The 21958-nt window shown below is 64.1% G+C and carries 22 protein-coding genes; 9 read left to right on the top strand and 13 right to left on the bottom strand.

Annotated features, from left to right (window positions below; genetic code table 11):
* The first annotated feature begins 11 nt into the window (after window positions 1-11).
* The 4 genes from flgJ (at window position 12) to flgL (ending at window position 5558) form a co-directional block, all read left to right on the top strand.
* Window positions 12-1010 carry a flagellar assembly peptidoglycan hydrolase FlgJ gene (flgJ, locus tag M0D64_RS19215; protein ID WP_171927629.1) on the top strand — a complete coding sequence of 333 codons (999 nt, stop codon included), beginning with the start codon at window positions 12-14 and terminating at the stop codon, window positions 1008-1010.
* Between the two features lie 410 nt (window positions 1011-1420).
* On the top strand, window positions 1421-2194 hold the full coding sequence (locus M0D64_RS19210; protein WP_171927628.1) for a flagellar brake protein: 774 nt from the start codon (window positions 1421-1423) through the stop codon (window positions 2192-2194).
* 156 nt (window positions 2195-2350) lie between these two features.
* Window positions 2351-4327 (top strand): flagellar hook-associated protein FlgK, encoded by a 1977-nt coding sequence (gene flgK / locus M0D64_RS19205; RefSeq protein ID WP_266258884.1) that lies wholly within the window; start codon window positions 2351-2353, stop codon window positions 4325-4327.
* Window positions 4328-4337: 10 nt separating this feature from the next.
* On the top strand, window positions 4338-5558 hold the full coding sequence (flgL, locus tag M0D64_RS19200) for a flagellar hook-associated protein FlgL (RefSeq protein ID WP_154559845.1): 1221 nt from the start codon (window positions 4338-4340) through the stop codon (window positions 5556-5558).
* Between the two features lie 77 nt (window positions 5559-5635).
* Here the strand turns inward: flgL and fliR are convergent, their stop codons facing one another.
* The 13 genes from fliR to fliF form a co-directional block, all read right to left on the bottom strand.
* The gene (fliR, locus tag M0D64_RS19195) at window positions 5636-6418 is read right to left on the bottom strand and encodes a flagellar biosynthetic protein FliR (protein WP_266258883.1); all 783 of its coding nucleotides are present in this window, start codon (window positions 6416-6418) and stop codon (window positions 5636-5638) included.
* A gap of 46 nt (window positions 6419-6464) precedes the next feature.
* Window positions 6465-6734 carry a flagellar biosynthesis protein FliQ gene (gene fliQ / locus M0D64_RS19190; protein ID WP_028198519.1) on the bottom strand — a complete coding sequence of 90 codons (270 nt, stop codon included), beginning with the start codon at window positions 6732-6734 and terminating at the stop codon, window positions 6465-6467.
* Window positions 6735-6772: 38 nt separating this feature from the next.
* Entirely contained in the window at window positions 6773-7615 is an 843-nt protein-coding gene (fliP, locus tag M0D64_RS19185; protein WP_266258881.1) for a flagellar type III secretion system pore protein FliP, read from the bottom strand.
* A complete protein-coding gene (gene fliO / locus M0D64_RS19180) occupies window positions 7615-8259 on the bottom strand; it encodes a flagellar biosynthetic protein FliO (RefSeq protein WP_266258880.1) in 645 nt (214 codons plus the stop codon). Before fliO ends, fliP begins: the two co-directional genes overlap by 1 nt.
* Window positions 8256-8720: a flagellar motor switch protein FliN gene (fliN, locus tag M0D64_RS19175; RefSeq protein ID WP_093640882.1), complete on the bottom strand. Its 465-nt coding sequence runs from the start codon at window positions 8718-8720 to the stop codon at window positions 8256-8258. Before fliN ends, fliO begins: the two co-directional genes overlap by 4 nt.
* Window positions 8713-9711, bottom strand: coding sequence for a flagellar motor switch protein FliM (fliM, locus tag M0D64_RS19170; protein ID WP_154559841.1), 999 nt, complete (start codon window positions 9709-9711; stop codon window positions 8713-8715). Before fliM ends, fliN begins: the two co-directional genes overlap by 8 nt.
* Before the next feature lie 77 nt (window positions 9712-9788).
* On the bottom strand, window positions 9789-10295 hold the full coding sequence (gene fliL, locus M0D64_RS19165) for a flagellar basal body-associated protein FliL (RefSeq protein ID WP_266258879.1): 507 nt from the start codon (window positions 10293-10295) through the stop codon (window positions 9789-9791).
* 955 nt (window positions 10296-11250) lie between these two features.
* Complete coding sequence (locus M0D64_RS19160) at window positions 11251-12789, bottom strand: flagellar hook-length control protein FliK (RefSeq protein ID WP_266258878.1); 1539 nt, start codon at window positions 12787-12789, stop codon at window positions 11251-11253.
* A gap of 61 nt (window positions 12790-12850) precedes the next feature.
* On the bottom strand, window positions 12851-13300 hold the full coding sequence (fliJ, locus tag M0D64_RS19155) for a flagellar export protein FliJ (protein ID WP_154559838.1): 450 nt from the start codon (window positions 13298-13300) through the stop codon (window positions 12851-12853).
* Window positions 13301-13302: 2 nt separating this feature from the next.
* Complete coding sequence (gene fliI, locus M0D64_RS19150; RefSeq protein ID WP_266258877.1) at window positions 13303-15006, bottom strand: flagellar protein export ATPase FliI; 1704 nt, start codon at window positions 15004-15006, stop codon at window positions 13303-13305.
* Entirely contained in the window at window positions 15000-15683 is a 684-nt protein-coding gene (gene fliH / locus M0D64_RS19145; RefSeq protein ID WP_171927622.1) for a flagellar assembly protein FliH, read from the bottom strand. Before fliH ends, fliI begins: the two co-directional genes overlap by 7 nt.
* Window positions 15670-16665 (bottom strand): flagellar motor switch protein FliG, encoded by a 996-nt coding sequence (gene fliG / locus M0D64_RS19140; RefSeq protein WP_054040817.1) that lies wholly within the window; start codon window positions 16663-16665, stop codon window positions 15670-15672. The genes fliH and fliG overlap by 14 nt, the downstream gene beginning before the upstream one ends.
* Window positions 16655-18454, bottom strand: coding sequence for a flagellar basal-body MS-ring/collar protein FliF (gene fliF / locus M0D64_RS19135; protein ID WP_171927621.1), 1800 nt, complete (start codon window positions 18452-18454; stop codon window positions 16655-16657). Before fliF ends, fliG begins: the two co-directional genes overlap by 11 nt.
* Window positions 18455-18691: 237 nt before the next feature.
* Between fliF and fliE the strand changes: the two genes are divergently transcribed.
* The 5 genes from fliE (at window position 18692) to M0D64_RS19110 (ending at window position 21957) form a co-directional block, all read left to right on the top strand.
* Complete coding sequence (gene fliE, locus M0D64_RS19130; protein WP_171927620.1) at window positions 18692-19027, top strand: flagellar hook-basal body complex protein FliE; 336 nt, start codon at window positions 18692-18694, stop codon at window positions 19025-19027.
* 295 nt (window positions 19028-19322) lie between these two features.
* Window positions 19323-19757: a flagellar export chaperone FliS gene (gene fliS, locus M0D64_RS19125; protein ID WP_093640913.1), complete on the top strand. Its 435-nt coding sequence runs from the start codon at window positions 19323-19325 to the stop codon at window positions 19755-19757.
* On the top strand, window positions 19754-20080 hold the full coding sequence (locus M0D64_RS19120) for a flagellar protein FliT (protein ID WP_154559833.1): 327 nt from the start codon (window positions 19754-19756) through the stop codon (window positions 20078-20080). Before fliS ends, M0D64_RS19120 begins: the two co-directional genes overlap by 4 nt.
* Before the next feature lie 81 nt (window positions 20081-20161).
* Complete coding sequence (locus M0D64_RS19115) at window positions 20162-21592, top strand: flagellar hook-length control protein FliK (protein WP_266258875.1); 1431 nt, start codon at window positions 20162-20164, stop codon at window positions 21590-21592.
* Window positions 21592-21957, top strand: coding sequence for an EscU/YscU/HrcU family type III secretion system export apparatus switch protein (locus M0D64_RS19110; protein WP_097390661.1), 366 nt, complete (start codon window positions 21592-21594; stop codon window positions 21955-21957). Before M0D64_RS19115 ends, M0D64_RS19110 begins: the two co-directional genes overlap by 1 nt.
* The last annotated feature ends 1 nt before the right edge of the window (window position 21958 follow it).

Below are 21958 nucleotides of genomic sequence, written 5' to 3'. Positions count from 1 at the left end.
GAAGACACAGGATGAATTCGGATACGACCAATTCCGCCAATGCGGCGAACGACCTGACCCAGCGCTTCGCGCTCGACGTGCAGGGCTTCGGCAAGCTGAGCGCACAGGCCAAGGCCTCGCCGCAAGCCGGCATGAAGATGGCGGCGCAACAGTTCGACGCGGTGTTCACGCAGATGATGCTGAAGAGCATGCGCGATGCGACGCCACAGGATGGTCCGTTCGATTCGCATGACAGCGCCACCTTCACGTCGATGATGGATCAGCAGTTGTCGCAACAACTGTCGCAGAAGGGCATTGGTGTCGCCGACGCGATGCTCAAGCAGATGATGCGCAATCAGGGCATGCAGGTGGGCGGCGCGAGCGGTGCAGGCGGCGGCCTCGCCGGCATGGCCAATGCGCTCGGTGGCGGCAGCGGCGGCGACGAAGGCCAGACCGCGGCGCTGAACGCGCTCGCGAAGGCTTACGGCAACGCGCAGGCCAACGGCCAACTGGCGATGGGCAAGGGCTACTCGGCCAACAGCGCGCTGACTCCGCCGATCAAAGGCGACGGCAGCTCGCCGAAGGTCGACGCCTTCGTCGACAAGCTCGCCGAGCCGGCGCAAGCCGCCAGCGCGGCAACCGGCATTCCGGCGCGCTTCATCATCGGCCAGGCCGCGCTCGAATCGGGTTGGGGTAAGAGCGAGATCAGGAAGTCGGACGGTTCGACCAGCCACAACGTGTTCGGCATCAAGGCGACCAAGGACTGGACCGGCAAGACCGTCTCGACGGTCACGACCGAATATGTGAACGGCAAGCCGCAGCGCACAGTCGAAAAATTCCGCGCGTACGACTCGTACCAGGAAGCGATGACCGACTACGCGAGCATGCTCAAGGGCAACCCGCGTTATGCGCAGGTGATCAACTCCTCGCATGACGTGAATGGCTTTGCCAACGGCATGCAGCGTGCGGGTTACGCGACCGATCCGCATTACGCGAAAAAGCTGATGTCCATCATGCAGAAAATGGGCTGACCTGCCGTTAATGCAGGTGTGCAGTCGCACTCGACTGCGCAGCCGATCGGTTTATGCAGTCTGATTTTCTCGAATAAAGTATGCACGCGACGGGGCCAGGTGCATAACAAGACGGACGAGGCCGGCCGCCTACGGGCGGCCGGTCCACCCGCATAACCGGCGTGATTGTTGCCGGTATCCCATGCACGCGGATTCCACTGGCGGAATATCGGCGTTTAACGTTTGCGGCAAATATTTCATTACACGCCCCTAAATTTTGGCTGAATGCTGCCGCTAATTAGTTAGACCCGATACCGGAAAGCGTTTAATGTCCGGTTGAATGCGCGTGCTGCGGCTTCGATGAAGGCCGCGCGAAAGCCCCGGCAGGAGCCCTGGCACGCGCCCGCAAGAACATGCATACCGGCAAGCCTATGGATACTACCCAGTCGCACGGCCAGACCGACGCACCCGGCCAGTCGCACGCCACGCTAGACGAAAGCGCACCCGATTTCGGCCGTCGCAATCCGCTGGAGATCGGCGTTCAGTTACGCAACCTCGTCAATCGCGGCGATTTCCTCACCGTTGAATATGCGGGCGGTCAGCTCGTGACGCGCCTGCTCGATGTCGACGTGCGCGGGCGCACCTTCACGTTCGATTGGGGCGCACTCTCCGAACAGAACAAAGGCTTATTGGGCGCGCCGCGCTGCCAGTTCCACGCGTCGCCTGACGGCGTGCGCGTTGAGTTCGCCACAGGCACCCCGCGCGAAACCCGTTACGAAGGACTGCCCGCATTCGAGTCCGACTTCCCCGAAGTGCTGTACCACGTGCAGCGCCGCGAGTATTTCCGCGTCGATGCGCCGATTCTCGATCCGTATATGTGCAGCGGCCGTTTGCCCGAAGGCGATACGTTCCGCTTCGAAGTGCACGATCTGTCGCTCGGCGGCGTCGGCATGCGCACCTCGGATGAACGCGTGGCCGAATTGCCGATGGGCACGCGGCTGCAGGATTGCGAACTGTCGCTCGGCTCGCTTGGCCGCCTTTCGCTCGATCTGCAACTGGTGTCGCACCGTTCCACCGCATTGCCGAACGGCACGCAGCGCTATCAACTCGGCTTCCGTTTTCTGACGCTGCCGGGCAGCGCCGAAAACACGCTGCAGCGTCTGATTACGCAACTCGAAATGAAGCGCCGCTCGCTGGTGCGCTGAACGGCGAAAGAGCCTTGCTGCACGCGCCTCGCAAACGTTGAAACAAACGTCGAACAAGCATCGGAATGGCCCTCAATTTTTCCTCGTGGGGGCCGTTAAACAGGATGTTCAAGTAACGCGGCGGCAAGTGGTCGGTGTCGCCCTTCAGGATGACGCATGTCGAGCAACCTCATCAATCTCGGACTCAGTGGACTGAACGCAGCCCAGTGGGGACTCACGACGACCGGCCAGAACATCAGCAATGCGTCGACGCCGGGCTACACGATCGAAACGCCGGTCTACGCCGAAACCGGTGGCCAGTACACGGGTTCCGGCTTTTTGCCCCAGGGCGTCTCGACCGTCACCGTGACGCGCCAGTACAGCCAGTATCTGACCACTGAGTTGAACAATGCGCAGAGCTCGGGCGGATCGCTGTCGACGTACAACACGATGATCTCGCAGTTGAACAATCTTGTCGGTAGCCCGACAGCCGGCATTGCAAGCGCGATCACCAGCTACTTCACCGGTTTGCAGAACGTCTCGAACAACGCCTCCAGCCTGTCCACCCGCCAAGGCGCGATAAGCGGCGCGCAGACGCTCGTGAATCAGATCAATGCCGCGGGTCAGCAATACGACGCGATGCGCCAGAGCGTCAACACGCAGCTCAGCAACACCGTTTCGCAAATCAATAGCTACACGCAGCAGATCGCCCAATTGAACGGGCAGATCTCCCAGGCCAGCACGCAAGGTCAGCCGCCGAACCAGCTGATGGATCAGCGCGATCAAGCCGTGTCGAACCTGTCGCAACTGATTGGCGTGAACGTCGTGAACAGCAACGGCAGCTATAGCGTGTTCATGGGCAACGGCCAGCCGCTCGTATCGTCCACCAATAGCTACAACCTGGGTACGGCGCCTTCGACAGGCGACACCAGCGAACTGTCGGTGCAGTATCTCGGCCAGGCAGGTGCAAACCCGGCCGCTGCGCCGCAAAACCTGCCCGACAGCAAGATCACGGGCGGCACGCTTGGCGGCCTGCTGGCGTTCCGCAGCCAGACGCTCGATCCGTCCGAAGCGCAACTCGGCGCGATTGCGGTGAGCTTTTCCGCGCAGGTCAACGCGCAGAACGGCCTCGGCATCACGCTCGCTGGCGCCCAGGGCGGCGCGCTGTTTTCGGTGGGCGGCCCGACCGTCTACGCGAATACGAAGAACACCGGCAACGCGTCGCTGAACGTCTCGTTCGCGAATCCTGCGCAGCCGACCACCGGCGATTACACGCTGGCTTATAACGGCACCAGCTACACGCTGACCGACAATTCGACCGGCAGCGTGGTGGGCTCGGCGACCACGCTGGCCCTGCCGATCAACGGCCTGAATTTCTCGACCACCGGCACGATGAACGCCGGCGATTCGTTCACGGTAGAACCGACCCGCGGCGCGCTGAACAGCTTCAACACCGCGACTACGGACCCATCGGCGATTGCCGCCGCGGCACCGGTACTCGGGGCGGCAACGGCGAGCAATACCGGCACCGGTACGATCTCGCAAGGCTCGGTGACGGCCGGTTACACGATGCCGAATGCGACCACCACGCTGTCTTACAACGGCGCGGGTCTCTCAGGCTTCCCGGCCGGTTCGACGGTGACGGTAGCGGGCTCGCCCCCCACCTCTTACCCGATCGCCACTGCGGCGACCGTGGTGCCGTATTCGTCGGCTACGGGGGCAGCGCTGACGATCACCAACCCGACCGCCGGCCAGATGAACAACGTCTCGGTGACGATCAGCGGCGCACCGGCTGCCGGCGACACGTTCACCATCGGCCCGAACACCGGCGCGAGCAACGACGGCCGCAATGCACTGGCGCTGTCGAACCTCTCCGCGGCGAAGGTATTGGCGGGCGGCACGGTCACGCTGACGGGCGCGTATGCGAACTACGTCAACCAGATCGGCAACCAGACCAACCAGATTCAGACCTCGAGCACGGCGCAGACCGCGCTGGTGACGCAGATCACCACCGCGCAGCAGTCGGTCTCGGGCGTGAACATCAACGAAGAAGCAGCCAACCTGCTTCAGTATCAGCAGCTCTATCAGGCGAACAGCAAGGTCATCCAGACTGCGCAAACCCTGTTCCAGACGATACTCGGCATCTTCCAGTGAGGCGTTGAACATGCGCATCTCCAGTACGCAGTACTTCAATATGAACGTGGCGACGATGAGCGATCAGCAAGCTCAGTTGTCGCAGTTGTATCAAGAGATCTCGAGCGGCGTGAGCCTCTCCACGCCGTCGGACAATCCGCTCGGCGCGGCGCAGGCGGTGCTGCTGAGTTCGACGGCGACGAGCCTGTCGCAGTACACGACCAACCAGGGCGCTGCACTCTCTTCGCTGCAACAGGAAGATTCGACGCTCGGCAGTGTCAATACCGTGCTGCAGAGCATTCACACGCTGGTGCTGAGCGCCGGCGACGGTTCGCTGAACAACGGCGACCGCGGTTCGATCGCGACGCAATTGCAGAGCTTGCGCAGCCAGTTGATGACGCTCGCCAATGCGACCGACCCGCAGGGCAATGCCTTGTTCGGTGGTTATCAAACCACTGCGACGCCGTACACCACCAACGCGGCCGGTGTCGTGAGCTATTCGGGCGATACCGGTACGCCTTCCATGCAGATCACGTCCTCGCACACGATTCAGACCGGCGACAACGGTCTCGCGATCTTCGGGAGCGTGGCAGCGATCGGCACCAGCTCGGTGCCGGCCGCGACGGCCGGCAACACGGGCACGGGCGTGATCAGCACCGTGAGCCTGACGAATCCGACCAATCCGGCCAATGCGGATACGTACGCGATCAATTTCACGTCGGCGACCACCTACACGGTGACCCAGACCCCGCCGAGCGGGGCGCCGACCACGAGCGCGCCGCAACCGTTTACGGCCGGCTCGGCGATCACGCTTGGCGGCCAGACGGTGAACATCACTGGCGCACCGAACGCGGGCGACAGCTTTTCCGTGACGCCGGCCACGCAAGGCAGCATGGATGTGTTCGCCAATCTGAGCCAGTTGATCACCACGTTGCAATCGCCGCTGTCCGGCGGCGCCTCGACGGCCAGCTACCAGAGCGCACTGACCACCAGCATGACCCAGCTCGAAAACACGATGAACAACGTCGTGACCGCGCAGGCGGCGGTGGGTGGCCGCGAGCAGCAAGTGCAGGCGTTGCAGACCGTCACCCAGACCAACACGTTGCAGACGTCGAGCAACCTCGCGGATCTGACGCAGACGGACATGGCCAAGACGATCGGCCAGTACACGATGACGCAAAACGCGCTGCAAGCGGCGCAGCAGGCGTTCGTGAAGATCCAGAGCGTTTCGCTGTTCCAGTACCTGAATTAAGCGAGCAGTCTGAAACGAGGAAGGGCGGAAGCCGGTGTGAGCCGGCTCCGCCCTTCTTTGTTTTGGGTGGGGCCGCGCTACTTCAACCCCGCCGCCACACGCCCCATCTGATCGAGACCGACGTCGAACAGGCGCATGAAGAACGGAATCATGTTCGGGATCATCAGTTGCAGGAGCAGCATGCCGATCAGCATGGTCAGCGGAAAGCCGATCTGGAATACACCGATTTGCGGCGCGGCGCGGTTCAGGATGCCGAGCGAGATATTGGTGATCAGGAGCGCGACGACCACCGGCAGCGACAGCAACAGGCCCGCCGAAAAAACCGTGCTGCCGAAATTCGCCAGCGTGCGCCAGCCGGGCGCGCCCAGAATGTTCGCCGACACCGGCACGGACTGGAACGTGGTCAAGAGCGCGCTGATCATCTGCAAATGGCCATCGATCACCAGAAACACCAGCATTGCAATGACGTTCATGTAGCTCGACAGCACCTGGCTCGAACTGCTTGCCTGCGCGTCGAAGAATGTCGCGAAACCGAGGCCCATGCCGAGGCCGACAAAGTCGCCGGTGGCGCTGATTGCCTGGAACACGATCTGCATCGTCATGCCGAGCGCGATGCCGATCAGGAACTGGTTGACGATGATCCACACGCCTTCGGCGGAAAACACCGTGACCTGCGGCAGCGCGCCGAGCGTAGGCGCGACGATGATCGTGATGAAAGCCGCGAGGCCGATCTTCACGCGCGTCGGCAGCGAGCGGTTGCCGAGCACCGGCGCGGTCGCCACCAGCGCGAGAATCCGCACGAACGGCCACAGGAACGCTGTGAGCCAGACGTTCAGTTGGGCGTAGGTGACGGAAAACATGGCGGTGGGGAAGGGCGGAAGCGCCGGGCAGAGGCGGGGGCCGCGCTCAGTTGACGAGCGACGGGATGTTGGTGAGCGTCTGGCGCAGATAGTCGAGCATGGTCGTCAACATCCACGGACCGGCGATCACCATCGTGATGGCGATCGCGAGCAGCTTCGGAATGAACGACAGCGTGGTTTCGTTGATCTGCGTGGCGGCCTGGAACAGGCTCACCACCAGACCGACCACCAGCGCGACCAGCAGCAACGGCGCGGCAAGCAGCAGGCCGACATACATGGCCTGGTGCGCGAGCGTCATGACGGATTCCTGATTCATGGCGTAGTACCGGAAGCGTGAAGGATTGAGTGAGCCCGTTAAACAAAGCTCTGCGCGAGCGAGCCGAGCAGCAGTTGCCAACCGTCGACCAGCACGAACAGCATCAGCTTGAACGGCAGCGAGATGGTGGCGGGCGACACCATCATCATCCCCATCGACATCAGCACGCTCGCCACCACCATGTCGATGATGAGGAACGGGATGAAAATCGTGAAGCCGATCTGGAAGCCCGTTTTCAATTCGCTCGTCACGAACGACGGCACCAGCAGCGACAGCGGCACGTCTTCCGGACCTTGCATGGGCGCTGCGTGCGAGATGCGGGCGAACAAGGCAAGATCGCTTTCGCGGGTCTGGCGCAGCATGAAGGTCTTGAACGGCGCGAGGCCGCGGCTCACCGCCGTCTCCATCGGCATCGAGCCTTCGGAGAACGGTTTGTAGCCGTCGTTATAGGCCTTGTCGAGCACTGGAGACATCACGAACAGCGTGAGGAACAGCGCGAGACCGACCAGCACCTGGTTTGGCGGCGTGGTGGTCGTGCCGAGCGCCTGACGCAGCAGCGACAACACGATGATGATGCGCGTGAAGCTCGTCATCATCAGCACCATCGCCGGCAGGAACGACAGCATCGTGAGCAGCAGCATCGTCTGCACGCTCAGCGAATACGTTGTGCCGCCGTTCGGACCCGGGCTCGTGTTGAAGGCCGGCAAGCCGGCGGCTTGCGCGAACGACAGCGTCGGCAGCGCGAACATCAGCGCCGGCAACACGACTGGCGCGACGCGGCGCAGGACGGGAATGACTTTCGATGTGACGCAGGACATGCGAGTGGCGTGCGCTTGATGGTCTGATTGCACGGGGTGCGCTGATAGAAGACTGAACTGCATTACCGATCCCCGCTGCCTTGCCCATTGAAACGTTTGCCCACTTCGCCTTTTAAAGCATCGCGAAAGCGTTGGCCGAAGGTGCCGGGCAACGCGGCGCCTTTACTCGATGCATCCGATGCGCCGGATGTGGCCGGTTGCGTGCCTGCGACCGGATCGATTGCGGCCGAACCGGCAGGCATCGTGTGCAGCAGACGCACATTGCCGGGCGCCGTGCCGAGCACGAGCCACGTATCGCCGATCTCGACCACCGCGACCCGCTCCTTGCCGCCGAGCGAGGCGCCGCCGATCGTCTTCACGAGGCCGCCGCGATTGGCCGGCTGCAAGCCGAAGCGGCGCGCGAGCCACGCACAGGCGAACACCAGACCGATCACGACCAGCAGGCCGACGATGGTTTGCAACACGGCGCCGACGCCGAGCGCCGGAACGGCCGTGCCCGCGCCCACACCCGACGCGATTTTCGCGGCGTTGTTGACCGCGTTCATGTCGGCCGCATGCGCGGCTGATGGGGCGAGTGCCACCACGGAGGTCACTGCGAACATCAGCGCCGGGGTGGCCGCTGCCGTCGTTGCCATTGCTGCGAGCACAGCGCGATTGAGAACATCGCGCGACGCATGCAGCATGGCGCGACCGGCAACGCATTTCATCGATTCAGTTTCCGGATACGTTCGGACGGCGTGATGATGTCAGTCAGACGGATACCGAACTTGTCGTTCACGACCACCACTTCGCCCTGGGCGATCAGGCAGCCGTTGACCAGCACGTCCATCGGTTCGCCCGCCATACCGTCCAGTTCCACGACCGAGCCCTGTGCGAGTTGCAGCAGGTTGCGGATCGCGATCTTGGTGCGGCCGAGTTCGACGGTCATCTGGACAGGAATGTCCAGGATCATGTCGATGTCGTTGCGCGTCGAGGTCGGTTCGACCTTCGAGAGCGGCTGGAACACGCCGGCCGTGGTCGCGCTGACTTCCGTGTTGTCGTTCTGCTCGGCCAGCGCGCTGGCCCAGTCGGCCATGGCCGCTTCGTCTTCGGCGCTGGTTGCGTCGGCGGCCAGTTGCGGCTCGCCAGCGGCCAGTTCGGCCTCAGTCTTTGCGTTCAGGTCACTCATATCCACCATCCTTCATCGTGTCGGCTGCGCTGATCATTTTCTGGACCCGCAACGCGTACTGACCATTGAAAATTCCGTAGCCGCACTCCATCACCGGCACGCCATCGACTTTCGCAGTGATGTGTTCGGGGATGTTGATCGGCAGAACATCGCCTTTGCGCATGTTCAGGATCTGTTCGAACGTGACCGGCACCTGGGCTAGGTCGGCGGTCAGTTCCACTTCTGCTGCCTGCACCTGTTGCGACAACACGCGGACCCAGCGGCGGTCGACTTCGAGCGCCTCGCCCTGGATCGGCGACGAGAGAATGTCGCGGATCGGCTCGATCATCGAATACGGCATGCAGATGTGCAGCGTGCCGCCCGTCGTGCCGAACTCGATCGAGAACTGCGTGACGATGACGATTTCGTTCGGCGTCGCCACGTTGGCGAACTGCGTATGCATTTCCGAGCGCACGAATTCGAACTGCAGCGGCCGCACGCTTTTCCACGACGCCGCGTAGTGCTCGAACGTGAGGTTGAGCAGCTTCATGATGATGCGCTGCTCGGTTGCCGTGAAATCGCGGCCTTCGACGCGGGTATGGAAACGCCCGTCGCCGCCGAACAGGTTGTCGACCACGAAGAACACCAGGTTCGGGTCGAACACGAACAGCGACGTGCCGCGCAACGGCTTCACGTGGACCAGGTTCAGGTTGGTCGGGATCGGCAGGTTGCGGGTGAACTCGCTGTACTTCTGCACCTTCACCGGACCGACGGAAATTTCCGCCGAGCGCCGCATGAAGTTGAAGATGCCGACGCGCAACAGACGCGCGAAGCGGTCGTTGATGATTTCGAGGCCGGGCATCCGGCCGCGGACGATGCGTTCCTGCGTCGCGATGTTGTACGGGCGTACACCCGCACGATCGGTCTGCTCGGCTTCCGAGTCGGACTCGCCGGTGACGCCCTTGAGGAGGGCATCGACCTCCTCCTGGGACATGAACTCTTCGTGGCCCATTCCTTATTCCTCGTGCGTCCCGAAGCGGTTGATGATGGCGGCGCTTAATAACGCCACTGAGAACGTCACGGAGAACGTCACTGCACGACGAATTCGGTGAACAGCACGTCCTGGACGTGGATCGGCGCGGCGCCCTTATCGGTCGGCTGTTCGATCAGCGTCTGGAGTTCGGTGGCGAGCGCGCGTTTGCCTTCGAGCGGCGCGAGTTCTTCCGGATGTTTGTTCGACAGTGCGAGGAGGATGCGGCTGCGCACTTCCGGCATATGGTCGGAGAGTTCCTGCTGGGTTTTCGGGTCGTTGAGCTTGAGCGTCAGGCCGATTCGCAGGAAGTGTTGCTGGCCGTCGTCCGATTGCAGGTTGACTGTCATCGATTCGAGCGGGAAGAAGAGCGGCACGGCGAGCGGCGCCGGTGCGCTGGCGGTTGGCGCTGACGCGGGGGCCGGGCTGCGCTTGGACATGAAGAACCACACACCCGTGCCGGCAGCGCCTGCGGCGATGATCGCGATGAGGACGATCAGGATGATGCGCTTCAAGGGGCCCGGGGAAGCGGGCGCGGCTTGCTGGTTTGCGGTCGTGGTTGCCATGAGGTTTGCTTTGCTTGCCTTTAGTGCTGGTGATGGTGATTGTTGTTTATTTGCCTGCGGCGCGATGGGTCGAAAAGAAGGGTTATTGAGGGCTATCTCTTGTTTTTGCCTTTCAGGCGGGGGGCGCCTTGCGGCGTGGTTTTGGGTTTTTGTTTTGCCTGCGCGGCGCTTTTTGTCTGTGTTCTTAGGGCTTTGGCCTTTCCTTGAATTGTTAGTGGTTTATTAGCGTTGCCCCTGTGCGGGGCGGCACCTACTTCTCTTTGCCGGCTGCAAAGAGAAGTAGGCAAGAGAAAGCAGCTTAAACCGCTAATGCTAAGTGGGCACCGTGGTCTGCTGCGGGTAGTGGTGCATCTGGAATCTGTGTTCGTGCACCTGCATGCGCCAGTGACAAGGGCGTCATACTTCCGGCGGCGCTGCGCGCGCCGAAGAGCACTTCATAAAACCACCCGCTACGTTTCAGCTCCCGCGTTTCACTCGGAACCGCGGTTTGCCATTGCATATCACTATCAATATGCACAGCTACGAGTGTTGCGACACACGGCCTTCATTGGAAGTGAGGGCTGCGTGACTGCAGAGGCGTCTCGCCGAGGCGAAGCCGACGGCTCCCACAGACCTGAACCGAAGCCCTTGGTTTCCCTGGCAGACCCGTCCGCGACGCACGCAGTGCGGAGTGGGAGCGGATGAGTCCTTTGTCACTAACGCGGAGTGTGCGAGAACACGGATTCCAGATGTACCACTACCCGTTGCAGGCTACGGTGCCCACTTAGCATTAGCGGTTTGAGCTGCTTTCTTTTGCCTACTTTTCTTTGCAGCCGGCAAAGAAAAGTAGGTGCCGCCCCGCACAGGGGCAACGCTAATAGACCACTAACAAAACAAGGAAAGGCCAAAGCCCTAAGAACACTGACAAGCAAGCGCCGCGCAGGCAATCCCCCGCCCGACCGGGCAAAACCCCAGATTAAGCAAACGTATCCACCAACCCAACAGTCCGCCGCACGGCAACATTAGCAACACCAGAATCAGAATCCGAACCAGCGCCGCCGGCAAAGCTCGCAGCACTACCGCCGCGCGCCCCAGAGCGCCCCGAATCTGCACTTTGCTGCTGCCCGCCCTGCCGGGCAAACCCATCGCTAACACTAGCGCTCCCAAGCCCAATACCGTTGGACTCCATCGCCTCGCGAAGCTTCGGCAACGCCGCCTCGACAGCCTCCCGCACCTGCTGGTGCTGCGAAACAAACAACGCATGTGCATGGTTATCGGCAACCTGCAACACAACCTGTAGCGGCCCCAGATCCTTCGGATTCAAAGTCAGCTCGGCACTCTGCGAATGCGCATTCGACAAAAACACCACCTTCTGACTCAACGCGTCTTCCCAATCCGTCGTGCCCACCTGCGGTGATAACGTATTCGCCACTTCGGCAGCACCGGCATTACCCGTCGTCTGCACGGCCGCCGTCGTACTCGCGGCGCTCGCCGCAGCCTGGCCAGCCGCCAGCGCAGCAGTCGCGGCATCCGCTGCACTCTTGAAGGACGCCAGATCGTCAGCCTGCGCACCACCGGCCGTCGCAGTCGCCGTCGCGCTCAGCGCGTCAGCCGCTGCCTTCGCTGCCGCCGATGGATCCGCCACGGTCGTGGCAGCAGCCGTCAACGCGGTCTTGCCTGCGCTCGATCCCTTGCCGTCGCCGAACAAACCGGCCGCAAGCGTCTTGCCGTCCGCCGTTCCGTTGAGTCCGTTACTCGTGCCAACACCCAAACCGTTCGCCGCCGTTGCGGCATTCGCTGCCGCGCCGCTCGCCAGTGCCTGCGGCGGAACCACGCCCTGGCCGCTCGCCAGCGCGGCCAGCGCCGCCTGCAAGGCGTCCTGCGCCGACTTCGAATCGGTCGCGCCAGTCTTTTTGCCCGTGGTGGTGCCCGTCGTCGTGTCCGTGCCCGTGCCGGGCAGCGTGGTCGCAGCGTCAGTCAGTGCCGCGGCGGGATCTGCGGTCGTCGGGTCGGTCGCGCTATTCGCGTTGGCCTGCGCTTGAGCCTGCGCCTGGGCAGCGGCAGCCGCTGCTGCTGTGGCAGCGTCGGTCTGCGTGGTCGTGCTGCCGGATTTCGCGGGCGTCGTGTTGGTCTGGTCGGTCGAGGCCTGCTGCGTACTCGCAGACGAAGTGGAGGACGCAGCCGACGATGAGCCGGACGAGGAAGCGCTCGTCGAATTGCTGTTGTCCGTGTTGCTGCTCGCGGCATCCTGGCTCTTCGTCGAAGGATCGGGCGGCGGCGGCGCGTCATGCACGCTGGACGAAGCTGCCGAGGACGACGAAGCGGACGCAGACGAAGAGGACGACGGAGCCGGCGGCTTGCTCGCGCTCTGCGCGGCCGCGTTGTTTTGCAGATCGATGCTCTGCTGCAGGGTTTGCGAGAACGGCTTGGCGTTCGCCGCAGCGGCCATCGCCGCGCTGGTGGACGTGCTGCTGGCCGAGCCGAGCAGTGAGCCGATCTGTGAAAGAAGCGACATAGGGAATCCTGTCAATCCGTCAAACGGGGTGTTCGGTCAATCGAAGCGGTGCCCGGGCGCATCAGACGCCCTCGACACGCATCCTCAGAATGCGGGCGGCGTGTTCGTCTGAATCTCGCTGATCGCGCCGCGCCATGGTTTTCGCTTCGGCGGCAACGCCGCGCGCCTGCAGCACTTCATACGAGCCGAGCTTCTGCTTCTGGCGTTGCCAGTCGGGCTTGGCCGCCTCGACGCGCGCATTGGCCGTCACCAGCAGATTGCGCTGCTGTTCGATGGCGGCGTCGAGCGTGTCGATGAATGCCTGGAAATTGCGCATGTTGCCGGCGGGCATGCCAGTCTGAGCGGTCGCCGTGAAACGCGCGTGATATTCGTCGCGGTACTGCACCAGCGAGTCGAGCTGCGACTGCACGTCGTTGCGCTCGCGCTGCGCGCGGCCCAGACGTTGTGCGGCGGCGTCCACATCGTCCTGGGCCAGGCCGATGAGCGTCTTGATCGGAAAGTGTTTCGCCATCGTCAGCCTCCTTGGGCAAACAGAGCGTCCAGCATCTCGAGACTCGGTTCAAAGTTCGCGCATTCGCGAAAACCTTGTTGCAAAAACGCTTCCATCCGCGGATACAGCGCAATCGCCCGGTCGAGCAGCGCGTCGCGCCCACTCGAATAGGCGCCGACGTTGATCAGATCGCGGTTGCGCTGATAGCGCGACAGCATCTGCTTGAACATACGCGTCTTCTCGAGATGGTTATCGTCGATCAGCGCGGTCATTGCCCGGCTAATCGAGGCTTCGATGTCGATCGCCGGATAGTGGCCGGCCTCGGCGAGCGAGCGCGACAGCACGATGTGGCCGTCGAGAATCGCGCGCGCGGAGTCGGCGATCGGGTCCTGCTGGTCGTCGCCTTCGGTCAGCACGGTGTAGAAGGCGGTGATCGAACCGCCGCCCGCCGGGCCGTTGCCGGTCCGTTCGACGAGCGCCGGCAGCTTGGCGAACACCGAAGGCGGATACCCTTTGGTGGCAGGCGGCTCGCCCACGGCGAGCGCGATTTCGCGCTGCGCCATCGCGTAACGGGTCAACGAATCCATCAACAGCAGCACGTGCTTGCCCTGGTCGCGGAAATATTCGGCGAGCGAGGTTGAGTACGATGCGGCCTGCATCCGCAAGAGCGGTGAGACGTCGGCCGGCGCGGCGATGACGACCGAGCGCGCGAGGCCTTCCTCGCCAAGAATCTGTTCGATGAATTCCTTCACTTCGCGGCCGCGTTCGCCGATCAGGCCGATCACGATCACTTCGGCACTGGTGTAGCGCGCCATCGTGCCGAGCAGCACCGATTTACCGACGCCCGAACCGGCAAACAGGCCCATGCGTTGGCCGCGGCCAACGGTCAGGAGCGCGTTGATCGCGCGCACGCCGACGTCGAGTACCTTGTGAATCGGCTCGCGGTTCAGCGGATTGATGACCGGCGAGGACAGCGGCGCATCGGCATGCGCGCCGAGCGGGCCGAGGCCGTCGAGCGGGCGGCCGGACGCGTCCAGCACGCGGCCGAGCAATTCCCAGCCGACCGGCAGGCGCTTCGCGCCCGCCATCGGATCGGCGATCGGCGCGCTTTCGAGCGGGTACACGCGTGCGCCAGGCAAGAGGCCGATCACTTCGGTGGTCGGCATCAGAAACAGTTTGTCGCCGGAGAAACCGACGACTTCGGCTTCGGCCATCGCCAGTGAGCTGCCGAAGGGCAGTTCGATCATCACTTCGGCGCCCACCGACAGGCGCAGGCCGACCGCTTCGAGCACCAGACCGGCGGCGCGCGTCAAACGTCCGCAGGCACGCATCGGCTTGGCGATTGCGTTGCGGGCGCGCAGCGCGTCGAGCCGGCCGCGCCAGGCTTGCATGTGCGGATTGCTGTCGAGTGCGGGATCGTACGGGGCAGGGGCGGGAGGGGGGGAAGCGGGACTCGAAGAAACGGCAGATTCACGGCTCGCAGCGGCGGATTCTCGGCTCGCCGCCGCTCCCTTCGCCTGGTGCCGGGCGCCCGGATGCCCGGCGCCCGGATGCCCGTGAGCGGGATCGCGCAGCGCGGCGTCGATGGCTGCGACGGCGGCCGCAGCGGGTGTCACCGCGGCCGGCACATCCGCCAGCGCTTCGGCGCCGAACGACGCCAGCGCCAGCTCGCGTTCGAGCGGCGTCAGATCGCTGGCGCGGATCTCTTCGAGTGTCGGCTTCACCATGTGCTCACCTTGCCGAGTGCGGCGGCGACGCGCTCCCAGCGCGTGTCGATACCGGCGTCGACTTCACCGGTGCCGGCTTGCGCGCGGCAGCCGCCGCGCTCGACCGACGGATCGGTACGCACGGTCCAACCGCGCGTTTGCAGTTCTTCCATCAGATAGGCTTCGACGACCGGCAGGTCGGCGGGGCTGACGATCAGCGCCGGCGCGCCGACCAGCGCCGGTTCGGTGGCCAGCACCTCGCGGGCGGCGGCAATCAGTGCGGTCGGATCGTGCTGCACATGCTGGCGTACCACCTGTTGGGCGATGTCCAGCGCCAATGCGACCAGCGTCTCGGAGATCGCGCCTTGCGTGCCGTCGAGTGCTGCCTTGAAGGTTTCGGCCAGCGCGGCGAGGCGCGCCGCTTCTTCACGTGCTTCGCTCTGGCCTTGCTCGAAACCCTGTGCGTGGCCTTGCTCATAACCGGCCTGATAACCGAGCGCCTGCCCGGCCACGTGACCCGTCGCGATGCCCTGTGCATGCGCGGCGTCGCGCAGACGTTCGAGTTCGGCTTCGAACGCGCCGTCGTCGACTTCGGGTTCGGGCGGCGCCGGCGGCACCGGATCGAACGAGGCCATCTCCCAGCGCTGGTAGGCCGAGAGGCGCTCCTTCGCTGTGGAGTTCTGATCAGACATATGCATCTTCCGCCTTGCCGCCTAGAACGATCTGACCGCTTTCCGCCAGATTGCGCACGATCTGCAGGATGCGGCGTTGCTGCGTCTCGACTTCGGAGACGCGGACCGGGCCGCGCGCATCGAGGTCTTCGGCGAGCAGTTCGGCAGCACGCTGCGACATGTTCGACAGGAACTTCTGGCGCAGCGCGGGCGGCGCGCCCTTCAGCGAGATGATCAACGCCTCGGACTCGACTTCCTTCAGCAATAGCTGGATCGCGCGGTCTTCCAGATCGAGCAGGTTCTCGAACACAAACATCTGATCAATGATCTTCTGCGCGAGTTCCGCGTCGTATTGACGAACGTTCTCGATGACGCCTTCTTCATGGTTGCTCGACATGAAGTTGAGAATTTCGGCCGCCGTGCGGATGCCGCCCATCGGGCTGCGCTTCAGGTTGTCGCTGCCGGACAGGAGGCCCGTCAGCACATCGTCGAGTTCGCGCAGGGCGGCCGGCTGGATGCCGTCGAGCGTGGCGATCCGCAGCAGCACGTCGTTACGCAGCCGCTCGGTGAAGCAGGCGACGATTTCGGAAGCCTGATCGCGGTCCAGGTGAACGAGGATCGTCGCGATGATCTGCGGGTGCTCGTTCTTGATGAGTTCGGCCACCGCCGCGGAGTCCATCCACTTGAGGCCTTCGATACCGCTGGTATCGCTGCCCTGCAGAATCCGGTCGATGATCGCGCCGGCCTTGTCGTCGCCGAGCGCTTTGGTCAATACCGAGCGGATGTAGTCGCTCGAATCCAGCGAAAGCGCCGTGTGTTTCTCTGCCTCGCGCACGAACTCCTGCAGGACCTCGTCGATCTGCTCGCGCGTGATGTTCTTCAGCGCGGCCATTGCCACGCCGATCTTCTGGACCTCACGCGGCCCGAGGAATTTGAACACCTGCGCGGCTTCTTCCTCGCCGATCGACATCAGCAGGAGCGCGCTCTTCATTACGCCTTCAGCGCTCATCGGACACCCAGTTTTTCACGACGGTTGCGACGATCTTCGGATCCTGGCGGGCGATGTTGCGCGCAAATTCCAGATTCCGTTCGTATTTGTGTTTCGAGTTTTCCAGCGCGAGCAATTCGTTGTCGCTTTCCAGTTCGGCGACGGTTGGCGCACCCGCCCGCTCGGCGGCGGGGATGCCGTCCAGCAGCACCGGCTCGTCCGGCGATGGCAGCGCGGCGGCGACGACCGGCTCCGGCGGCGGGAAAGCGCGGCGCAGCGCGGGCTTCACCATCACGAAGTACAGGAACAGGGCGACTGCGCCGATCCCGAGGTAGGTCGCGATCTGCTTGGCAAGCGCGATCATGTCCGGCGTGCGCCACCACGGCAGGTCGGCGTCCGGGTCGATGTCGGCGGTGAACGGGCTGTTGACCACGTTGACCGAGTCGCCGCGCGCCTGATCGAAGCCCATCGCGTCCTTCACCAACTGGTTGACCTGCGCGAGCTTGTCGGCGGTGACCGGTTGCATCGTCGCGTGGCCCTTGGCGTCGACCACCCGCAGATAGTTGACCACCACCGCCACCGACAGGCGCTTGATGCCGCCCATCGGTTGTTCCAGATGCTGCACGGTCTTGTTCAGTTCGTAGTTGGTGGTCGAATCCTTGCGGTCGCTGACCGGCGTCGTGGTCACGCCGCTCGCGCCGTTGCCCGCCGTGATCGGTGCGGAGGCCGGTTGCGGCGGCTGGTTCGACAGCGCGCCCGGCACGCCCGAGGCCCCGGCTTGCGACATTTCGGTGGCGGTGCTCGTTTGCTGACTGCGGATCGCCGACTGTTGCGGGTTGCCGTTCGGACCGTAGTTTTCCGAGGTCTGCTCGGTGTGCGAGAAGTCGATATCGGCGCTGACCTGCGAGTGTGCGTTGCCGGAACCGAACAGCGGCGACAGGATCGCGTCGATGCGTTGCTGGGTGTTGCGCTCGATCTGCTGGCGGTACTTGAGTTGTGAGGCGTCCAGACCGCTGCCGGTGGACGGCTGCGTCAACAGGTTGCCGTCCTGGTCGAGGATGGTCACGCCCTTCACCGGCATATCCGGCACCGCCGAGGACACCATATGGGTGATCGCCAGCACCTGGCCTTCGTCGAGCGCGCGGCCCGGATAGAGGTTGACCAGCACGGAAGCCGACGGCGCTTCCTTGTCGCGCACAAACACGGAAGGCTTCGGAATCGCCAGATGCACACGCGCCGACTTCACCGACGAAATCGACTCGATCGTGCGCTCCAGTTCACCTTCCAGCGCGCGCTGGTAATTGATCTGCTCGGCGAACTGGCTGATGCCGAACTTCTGGTTGTCCATCAGTTCGAAGCCGACCGAGCCGCTCTTGGGCAGACCTTGCGAAGCCAGACGCAGACGCATTTCATGCACCTGCTCGGCCGGCACGAGGATCGCGCCACCGGCATCGGAGAACTTATAGGGAATGTTGGCCGCCTGCAGCGCGGTGATGATGGCGCCGCCGTCGCGGTCCGACAGGTTGCTGTAGAGCACCTTGTAGTCCGGTGCGCGCGACCACAGGAACAGACCCGCGACGATGGCGACCAGCAGCGCGACCGCGAAAATCAGCGGGGCGCGCGGGTTGCCGCGCATTTGCGCGAGACCTGACAGACGCTGGCCGAAGTTGCCGCCCAGGTTGCTCCCAAGGCCGCCGAGGTCCGCGGCACCGCCGGCCTGGCCGGTGCCGGCAGCACCGGCGCCCGGCTGCGCGCCGGCGAGGCCCATGCGGGCGTCGGGGTTGATCAAAGAGTTGGCTGACGAATCCATGCGTCGGGTATCTCCGGGATGCCTTTGCGTTCTGCCGTTTGAGCGCGCCGAGGGTCGGCAGGCGTGCGGACAGAGACTTTCACCATTGAAATTATCCGCAGCGCGGCTCAACCCGATTGCTTGAATAGAGCCGGGTTTCCCCCCTAGTTTCGGGGCTTTCCCTGATGACCCACTGCTATGCTTTCGTTCAGATCGGTACGGTTTCCGGCATGCCGGTCGTCATTCCCTGGAGAGAACATGACTTTGCCCGTGAACGCGCTCTCGTCGGCGCTGCAACAGATGCAGTCGATGGCGGCGCAAGCGGCCGGCGGCAACACACCGGTGGCCGGCCAGTCCGGTGCGGCGACGGCCGGCGGTTTCGCCTCGGCGCTGAAGGCCTCGTTGGACAAGATCAGCGGCGATCAGACCAAAGCGGCCGGCGAAGCGCAGGCGTTCGAACTCGGCGCGTCGAATGTCTCGCTGAACGACGTGATGGTCGACGGGCAGAAGGCCAACATCGGCTTCCAGTTCGGCCTGCAGGTGCGCAACAAGCTGGTGACGGCCTATAACGACATCATGCAGATGCAGGTGTAAGTGCGCCTCGGGCGACAGGGCTGTTCCGCCCGCCCGAACGCATGCGCCCAGATGCAACGCTGCGTGGCTTCACGGCAGGACTGTCAGCCCGATGCGCCCTCGAGGCGCTTCGTGGCAGGCGGCCTTGCCACGCTCAGCGCGGTATCGCCCCTATCGGCCCCTTAATCCTCCTTACAACGGCCTAAAGCTTTCCCGCTGCCTATCCGATAACCAGATACAGGCAGAAATCCGGGTGCTGCAACGTGCACGGATGGGGTGCCGCGACCAACCGCAGTAGAAGAAAGGAGGAGCGCCGATGTTTTCCCCAGGACACTCTGGAGCCAATGCGTACGCGCGCGTCGGCGTCGAGACAGGGGTGATGGGCGCGAGTCCGCATCGTCTGATCGTGATGTTGTATCAGGGCGCCCGGCAGGCGATTGCGCAAGCGCGCATGCATGTGCAGCAAGGCAATGTGTCGGCGCGTGGTGAGGCGATCGGCAAGGCGATTCAGATCGTCGAAAGCGGGCTGCAACTGTCGCTGAACCTTGAGGTGGGCGGTGAGATTGCAGAGCGGTTGGACGCGCTATATAGCTATATGTCGCGGCGGCTGCTCGAAGCCAATATAAAACAGAGCGAGGCGATGCTGGTCGAAGTCGACGGCCTGCTGGCGACGCTCGAAGAGGCATGGATCGGGATTGCCCCGGAGATCGCGCGGATGGCAGCCCAGCCGGCCGCGGAAAGCATGAGATGACATCGAACGCAGAATATTTCGCCCGCTACGAGGCGATTGCAGCGATTTCCCGCCGCATGCTGACGGCTGCCCGGCGAGCCCTGTGGAACGATCTGGTCCACTTGCAGGAGGACTATCGGAAGCTGGTGGACGCGTTGAAAGACGCGGAAGCCGGCGTCAGACTGGACGATGCGGAGCGCCTGCGCAAATACGCGCTGATCCGTCAGATCCTGGCTGACGACGCTGCGATCCGCGATCTGGCGAATCCACGCATGGCCAATCTGTCGGCGCTGTTCGCCGGACGGCCGACTCGTGTGCTCAAGGAACTGTACGGGGCGCGCTGAGTTTGCCCGCGAGCAAGGCGCTGCTTGAGTCCGCCTGACCGGATTTGAGCGCGTTGCTGTCAATGTGACCAAGGAATCGGTATGAACGGAATCGACGCGGTCGTCACTTCCCTGCTCGCGAACCGGGTCGACAGTCTGCTCAATCTCACGCCGGGTAGTGCGACCGCCTCGCAGACTGGCGCGGCGGGCGTCGATACCGAGATTCTCAATACCACCCCTGTTGCGCCCCCCGCCACGCCGCCGGCTTCCGCACAAACCGCGCTGTCCGCCGTCGCGCTCACGCTCAATGCGATCGTGAACTCTGGCGGCGAGGCAACCCCGGCGGTGCTCGGCCAGACGCCGATCTGGCCGGCCGCGCCGGCGCTCGACGTCGAAGCGGGCGGCTTTGCGCTGTTCGATACGGCCGCCACGCCTGCTGCTTCATCCGCGAATCCGAATACCGCCGCTACCACCGGTACGACGGCCACCGCCAATGTGGCAGCGGCTCAGGTGCCGGTTGCGGCGCTTGCGGCCGCGCTCGAGCAGACGGTGGGTGATAGCGGCCTGTTCTACGAATCTCATCTCGCGCAATGGCTGGCCGGCCAGCGCCCGCCCGCAGCCCTCGCCGGCGAAGCGCAAAACAAGCTGGTGGCCGCCGCCGCGCAATTGCCGCTCGACCGGGCGAGCGACGCCGATCCGGCTTCTTCCGCTAATGCGACAGGCCGGCCAGGCATGGGTGCGGCGCCCAACGGTCCGGCCAACGGCGCGCCGGATGGCAACGCGGCAGCCCGCGCGATGCCGTCGATTCAGACCGCGCAGGCCGCGCGCTTCGTGGCCGGCGAGGTGCTGGCAAGTTCTCTGTCCGACCTGAACGGCCAGCCGGCGCACTCGAGCGTGCACAGCGCTGCGGCGCAACTGGCCGAAGACGGGGCGTCGCAAAACTCGCAATCGATGGCAGCCGCGGTCCATCCCGCGACGGTTCCTTTGGTGCGTCAGCAACTCGATCTGCTCGCCACCGGGCAGTTTCGCTGGACCGGCGAAGCATGGCCGGGCGCCAAGCTTGACTGGACCATCGAGCAGGAAGGCGACGAATGGGATCGCAGCGGCGGCGGCACGGCGAGTGAGGACGGCCAGCCGTGGCGTACGCGGCTGACGCTGTCGCTGCCCACACTCGGTACCGTCGATGCGGACCTGACGCTGACCGGCATGCGGCTGGTCGCGCGCGTGCAAGCGAGTCCGGCCGGTGCGGCCCGATTGGCGGCGCAGGGTGAGAACTTTCGGCAGCGGCTCGCGGCAGCGGGCATCGAACTGAACGGACTGACGATTCGCGAGATCGGCGGCGGCATGCCGGCTAGCGCGGCGGGGGCAACGGGTGCGGCGGCGGCCGGGCAGGCAGCGGCCTCGGCTTATGCGCGTTCGGCGTCGGCTGCTGCGGCGGCCGCGGCGGCCGATAAAGCGCCGGCGGCGCGCCGCACAGCGCGCGTTGCCCGCCCGGGAGCCGCGTCGGTCGATGATTTCGATTGGGATATGTGATGAGCCGCAAACATCGCCGCAGCGCGGCCGCGCTCGTCTACGACGCACAAGGCAGCGATCCCGCACCACGCGTGATCGCCAAAGGCTACGGCATGCTGGCCGAGATGATCGTGCAGCGCGCCAAGGAAGCCGGGCTGTACGTGCACGAAGCGCCGGAAATGGTCTCGTTGCTGATGCAGGTCGACCTCGACACGCGGATTCCGCCGCAGCTTTATCAGGCGGTGGCCGAGTTGCTCGCTTGGCTGCATCGGCTGGAAAGCGGCGCGGAGCATGAGCCCGAGAGCGGCGTGGCCGCCGCGCAGGACGTCACGGATGTGGTCGCCACGGACATTGCGGACGTTTCCGGTGGGGCGCCGAGGCGCTGAG

It is taken from the genome of Paraburkholderia sp. WS6 (assembly GCF_030464835.1).
GTDB lineage: Bacteria > Pseudomonadota > Gammaproteobacteria > Burkholderiales > Burkholderiaceae > Paraburkholderia > Paraburkholderia madseniana.
This window is presented reverse-complemented; position numbering and strand designations above follow the sequence as displayed.

Coding starts and splice junctions, on each gene's coding strand:
- fliF (WP_171927621.1), bottom strand. CDS start 18,454: ATGGATTCGTCAGCCAACTCTTTGATCAACCCCGACGCCCGCATGGGC.
- fliN (WP_093640882.1), bottom strand. CDS start 8,720: ATGAGTGACCTGAACGCAAAGACTGAGGCCGAACTGGCCGCTGGCGAG.
- fliR (WP_266258883.1), bottom strand. CDS start 6,418: ATGTTTTCCGTCACCTACGCCCAACTGAACGTCTGGCTCACAGCGTTC.
- flgK (WP_266258884.1), top strand. CDS start 2,351: ATGTCGAGCAACCTCATCAATCTCGGACTCAGTGGACTGAACGCAGCC.
- M0D64_RS19120 (WP_154559833.1), top strand. CDS start 19,754: ATGACATCGAACGCAGAATATTTCGCCCGCTACGAGGCGATTGCAGCG.
- M0D64_RS19115 (WP_266258875.1), top strand. CDS start 20,162: ATGAACGGAATCGACGCGGTCGTCACTTCCCTGCTCGCGAACCGGGTC.
- fliE (WP_171927620.1), top strand. CDS start 18,692: ATGACTTTGCCCGTGAACGCGCTCTCGTCGGCGCTGCAACAGATGCAG.
- fliH (WP_171927622.1), bottom strand. CDS start 15,683: ATGCATATGTCTGATCAGAACTCCACAGCGAAGGAGCGCCTCTCGGCC.
- fliS (WP_093640913.1), top strand. CDS start 19,323: ATGTTTTCCCCAGGACACTCTGGAGCCAATGCGTACGCGCGCGTCGGC.
- fliI (WP_266258877.1), bottom strand. CDS start 15,006: ATGGTGAAGCCGACACTCGAAGAGATCCGCGCCAGCGATCTGACGCCG.
- fliM (WP_154559841.1), bottom strand. CDS start 9,711: ATGGGCCACGAAGAGTTCATGTCCCAGGAGGAGGTCGATGCCCTCCTC.
- fliP (WP_266258881.1), bottom strand. CDS start 7,615: ATGCAGTTCAGTCTTCTATCAGCGCACCCCGTGCAATCAGACCATCAA.
- M0D64_RS19110 (WP_097390661.1), top strand. CDS start 21,592: ATGAGCCGCAAACATCGCCGCAGCGCGGCCGCGCTCGTCTACGACGCA.
- M0D64_RS19160 (WP_266258878.1), bottom strand. CDS start 12,789: ATGTCGCTTCTTTCACAGATCGGCTCACTGCTCGGCTCGGCCAGCAGC.
- fliO (WP_266258880.1), bottom strand. CDS start 8,259: ATGAAATGCGTTGCCGGTCGCGCCATGCTGCATGCGTCGCGCGATGTT.
- flgJ (WP_171927629.1), top strand. CDS start 12: ATGAATTCGGATACGACCAATTCCGCCAATGCGGCGAACGACCTGACC.
- fliJ (WP_154559838.1), bottom strand. CDS start 13,300: ATGGCGAAACACTTTCCGATCAAGACGCTCATCGGCCTGGCCCAGGAC.
- fliQ (WP_028198519.1), bottom strand. CDS start 6,734: ATGAATCAGGAATCCGTCATGACGCTCGCGCACCAGGCCATGTATGTC.
- M0D64_RS19210 (WP_171927628.1), top strand. CDS start 1,421: ATGGATACTACCCAGTCGCACGGCCAGACCGACGCACCCGGCCAGTCG.
- flgL (WP_154559845.1), top strand. CDS start 4,338: ATGCGCATCTCCAGTACGCAGTACTTCAATATGAACGTGGCGACGATG.
- fliL (WP_266258879.1), bottom strand. CDS start 10,295: ATGGCAACCACGACCGCAAACCAGCAAGCCGCGCCCGCTTCCCCGGGC.
- fliG (WP_054040817.1), bottom strand. CDS start 16,665: ATGAGCGCTGAAGGCGTAATGAAGAGCGCGCTCCTGCTGATGTCGATC.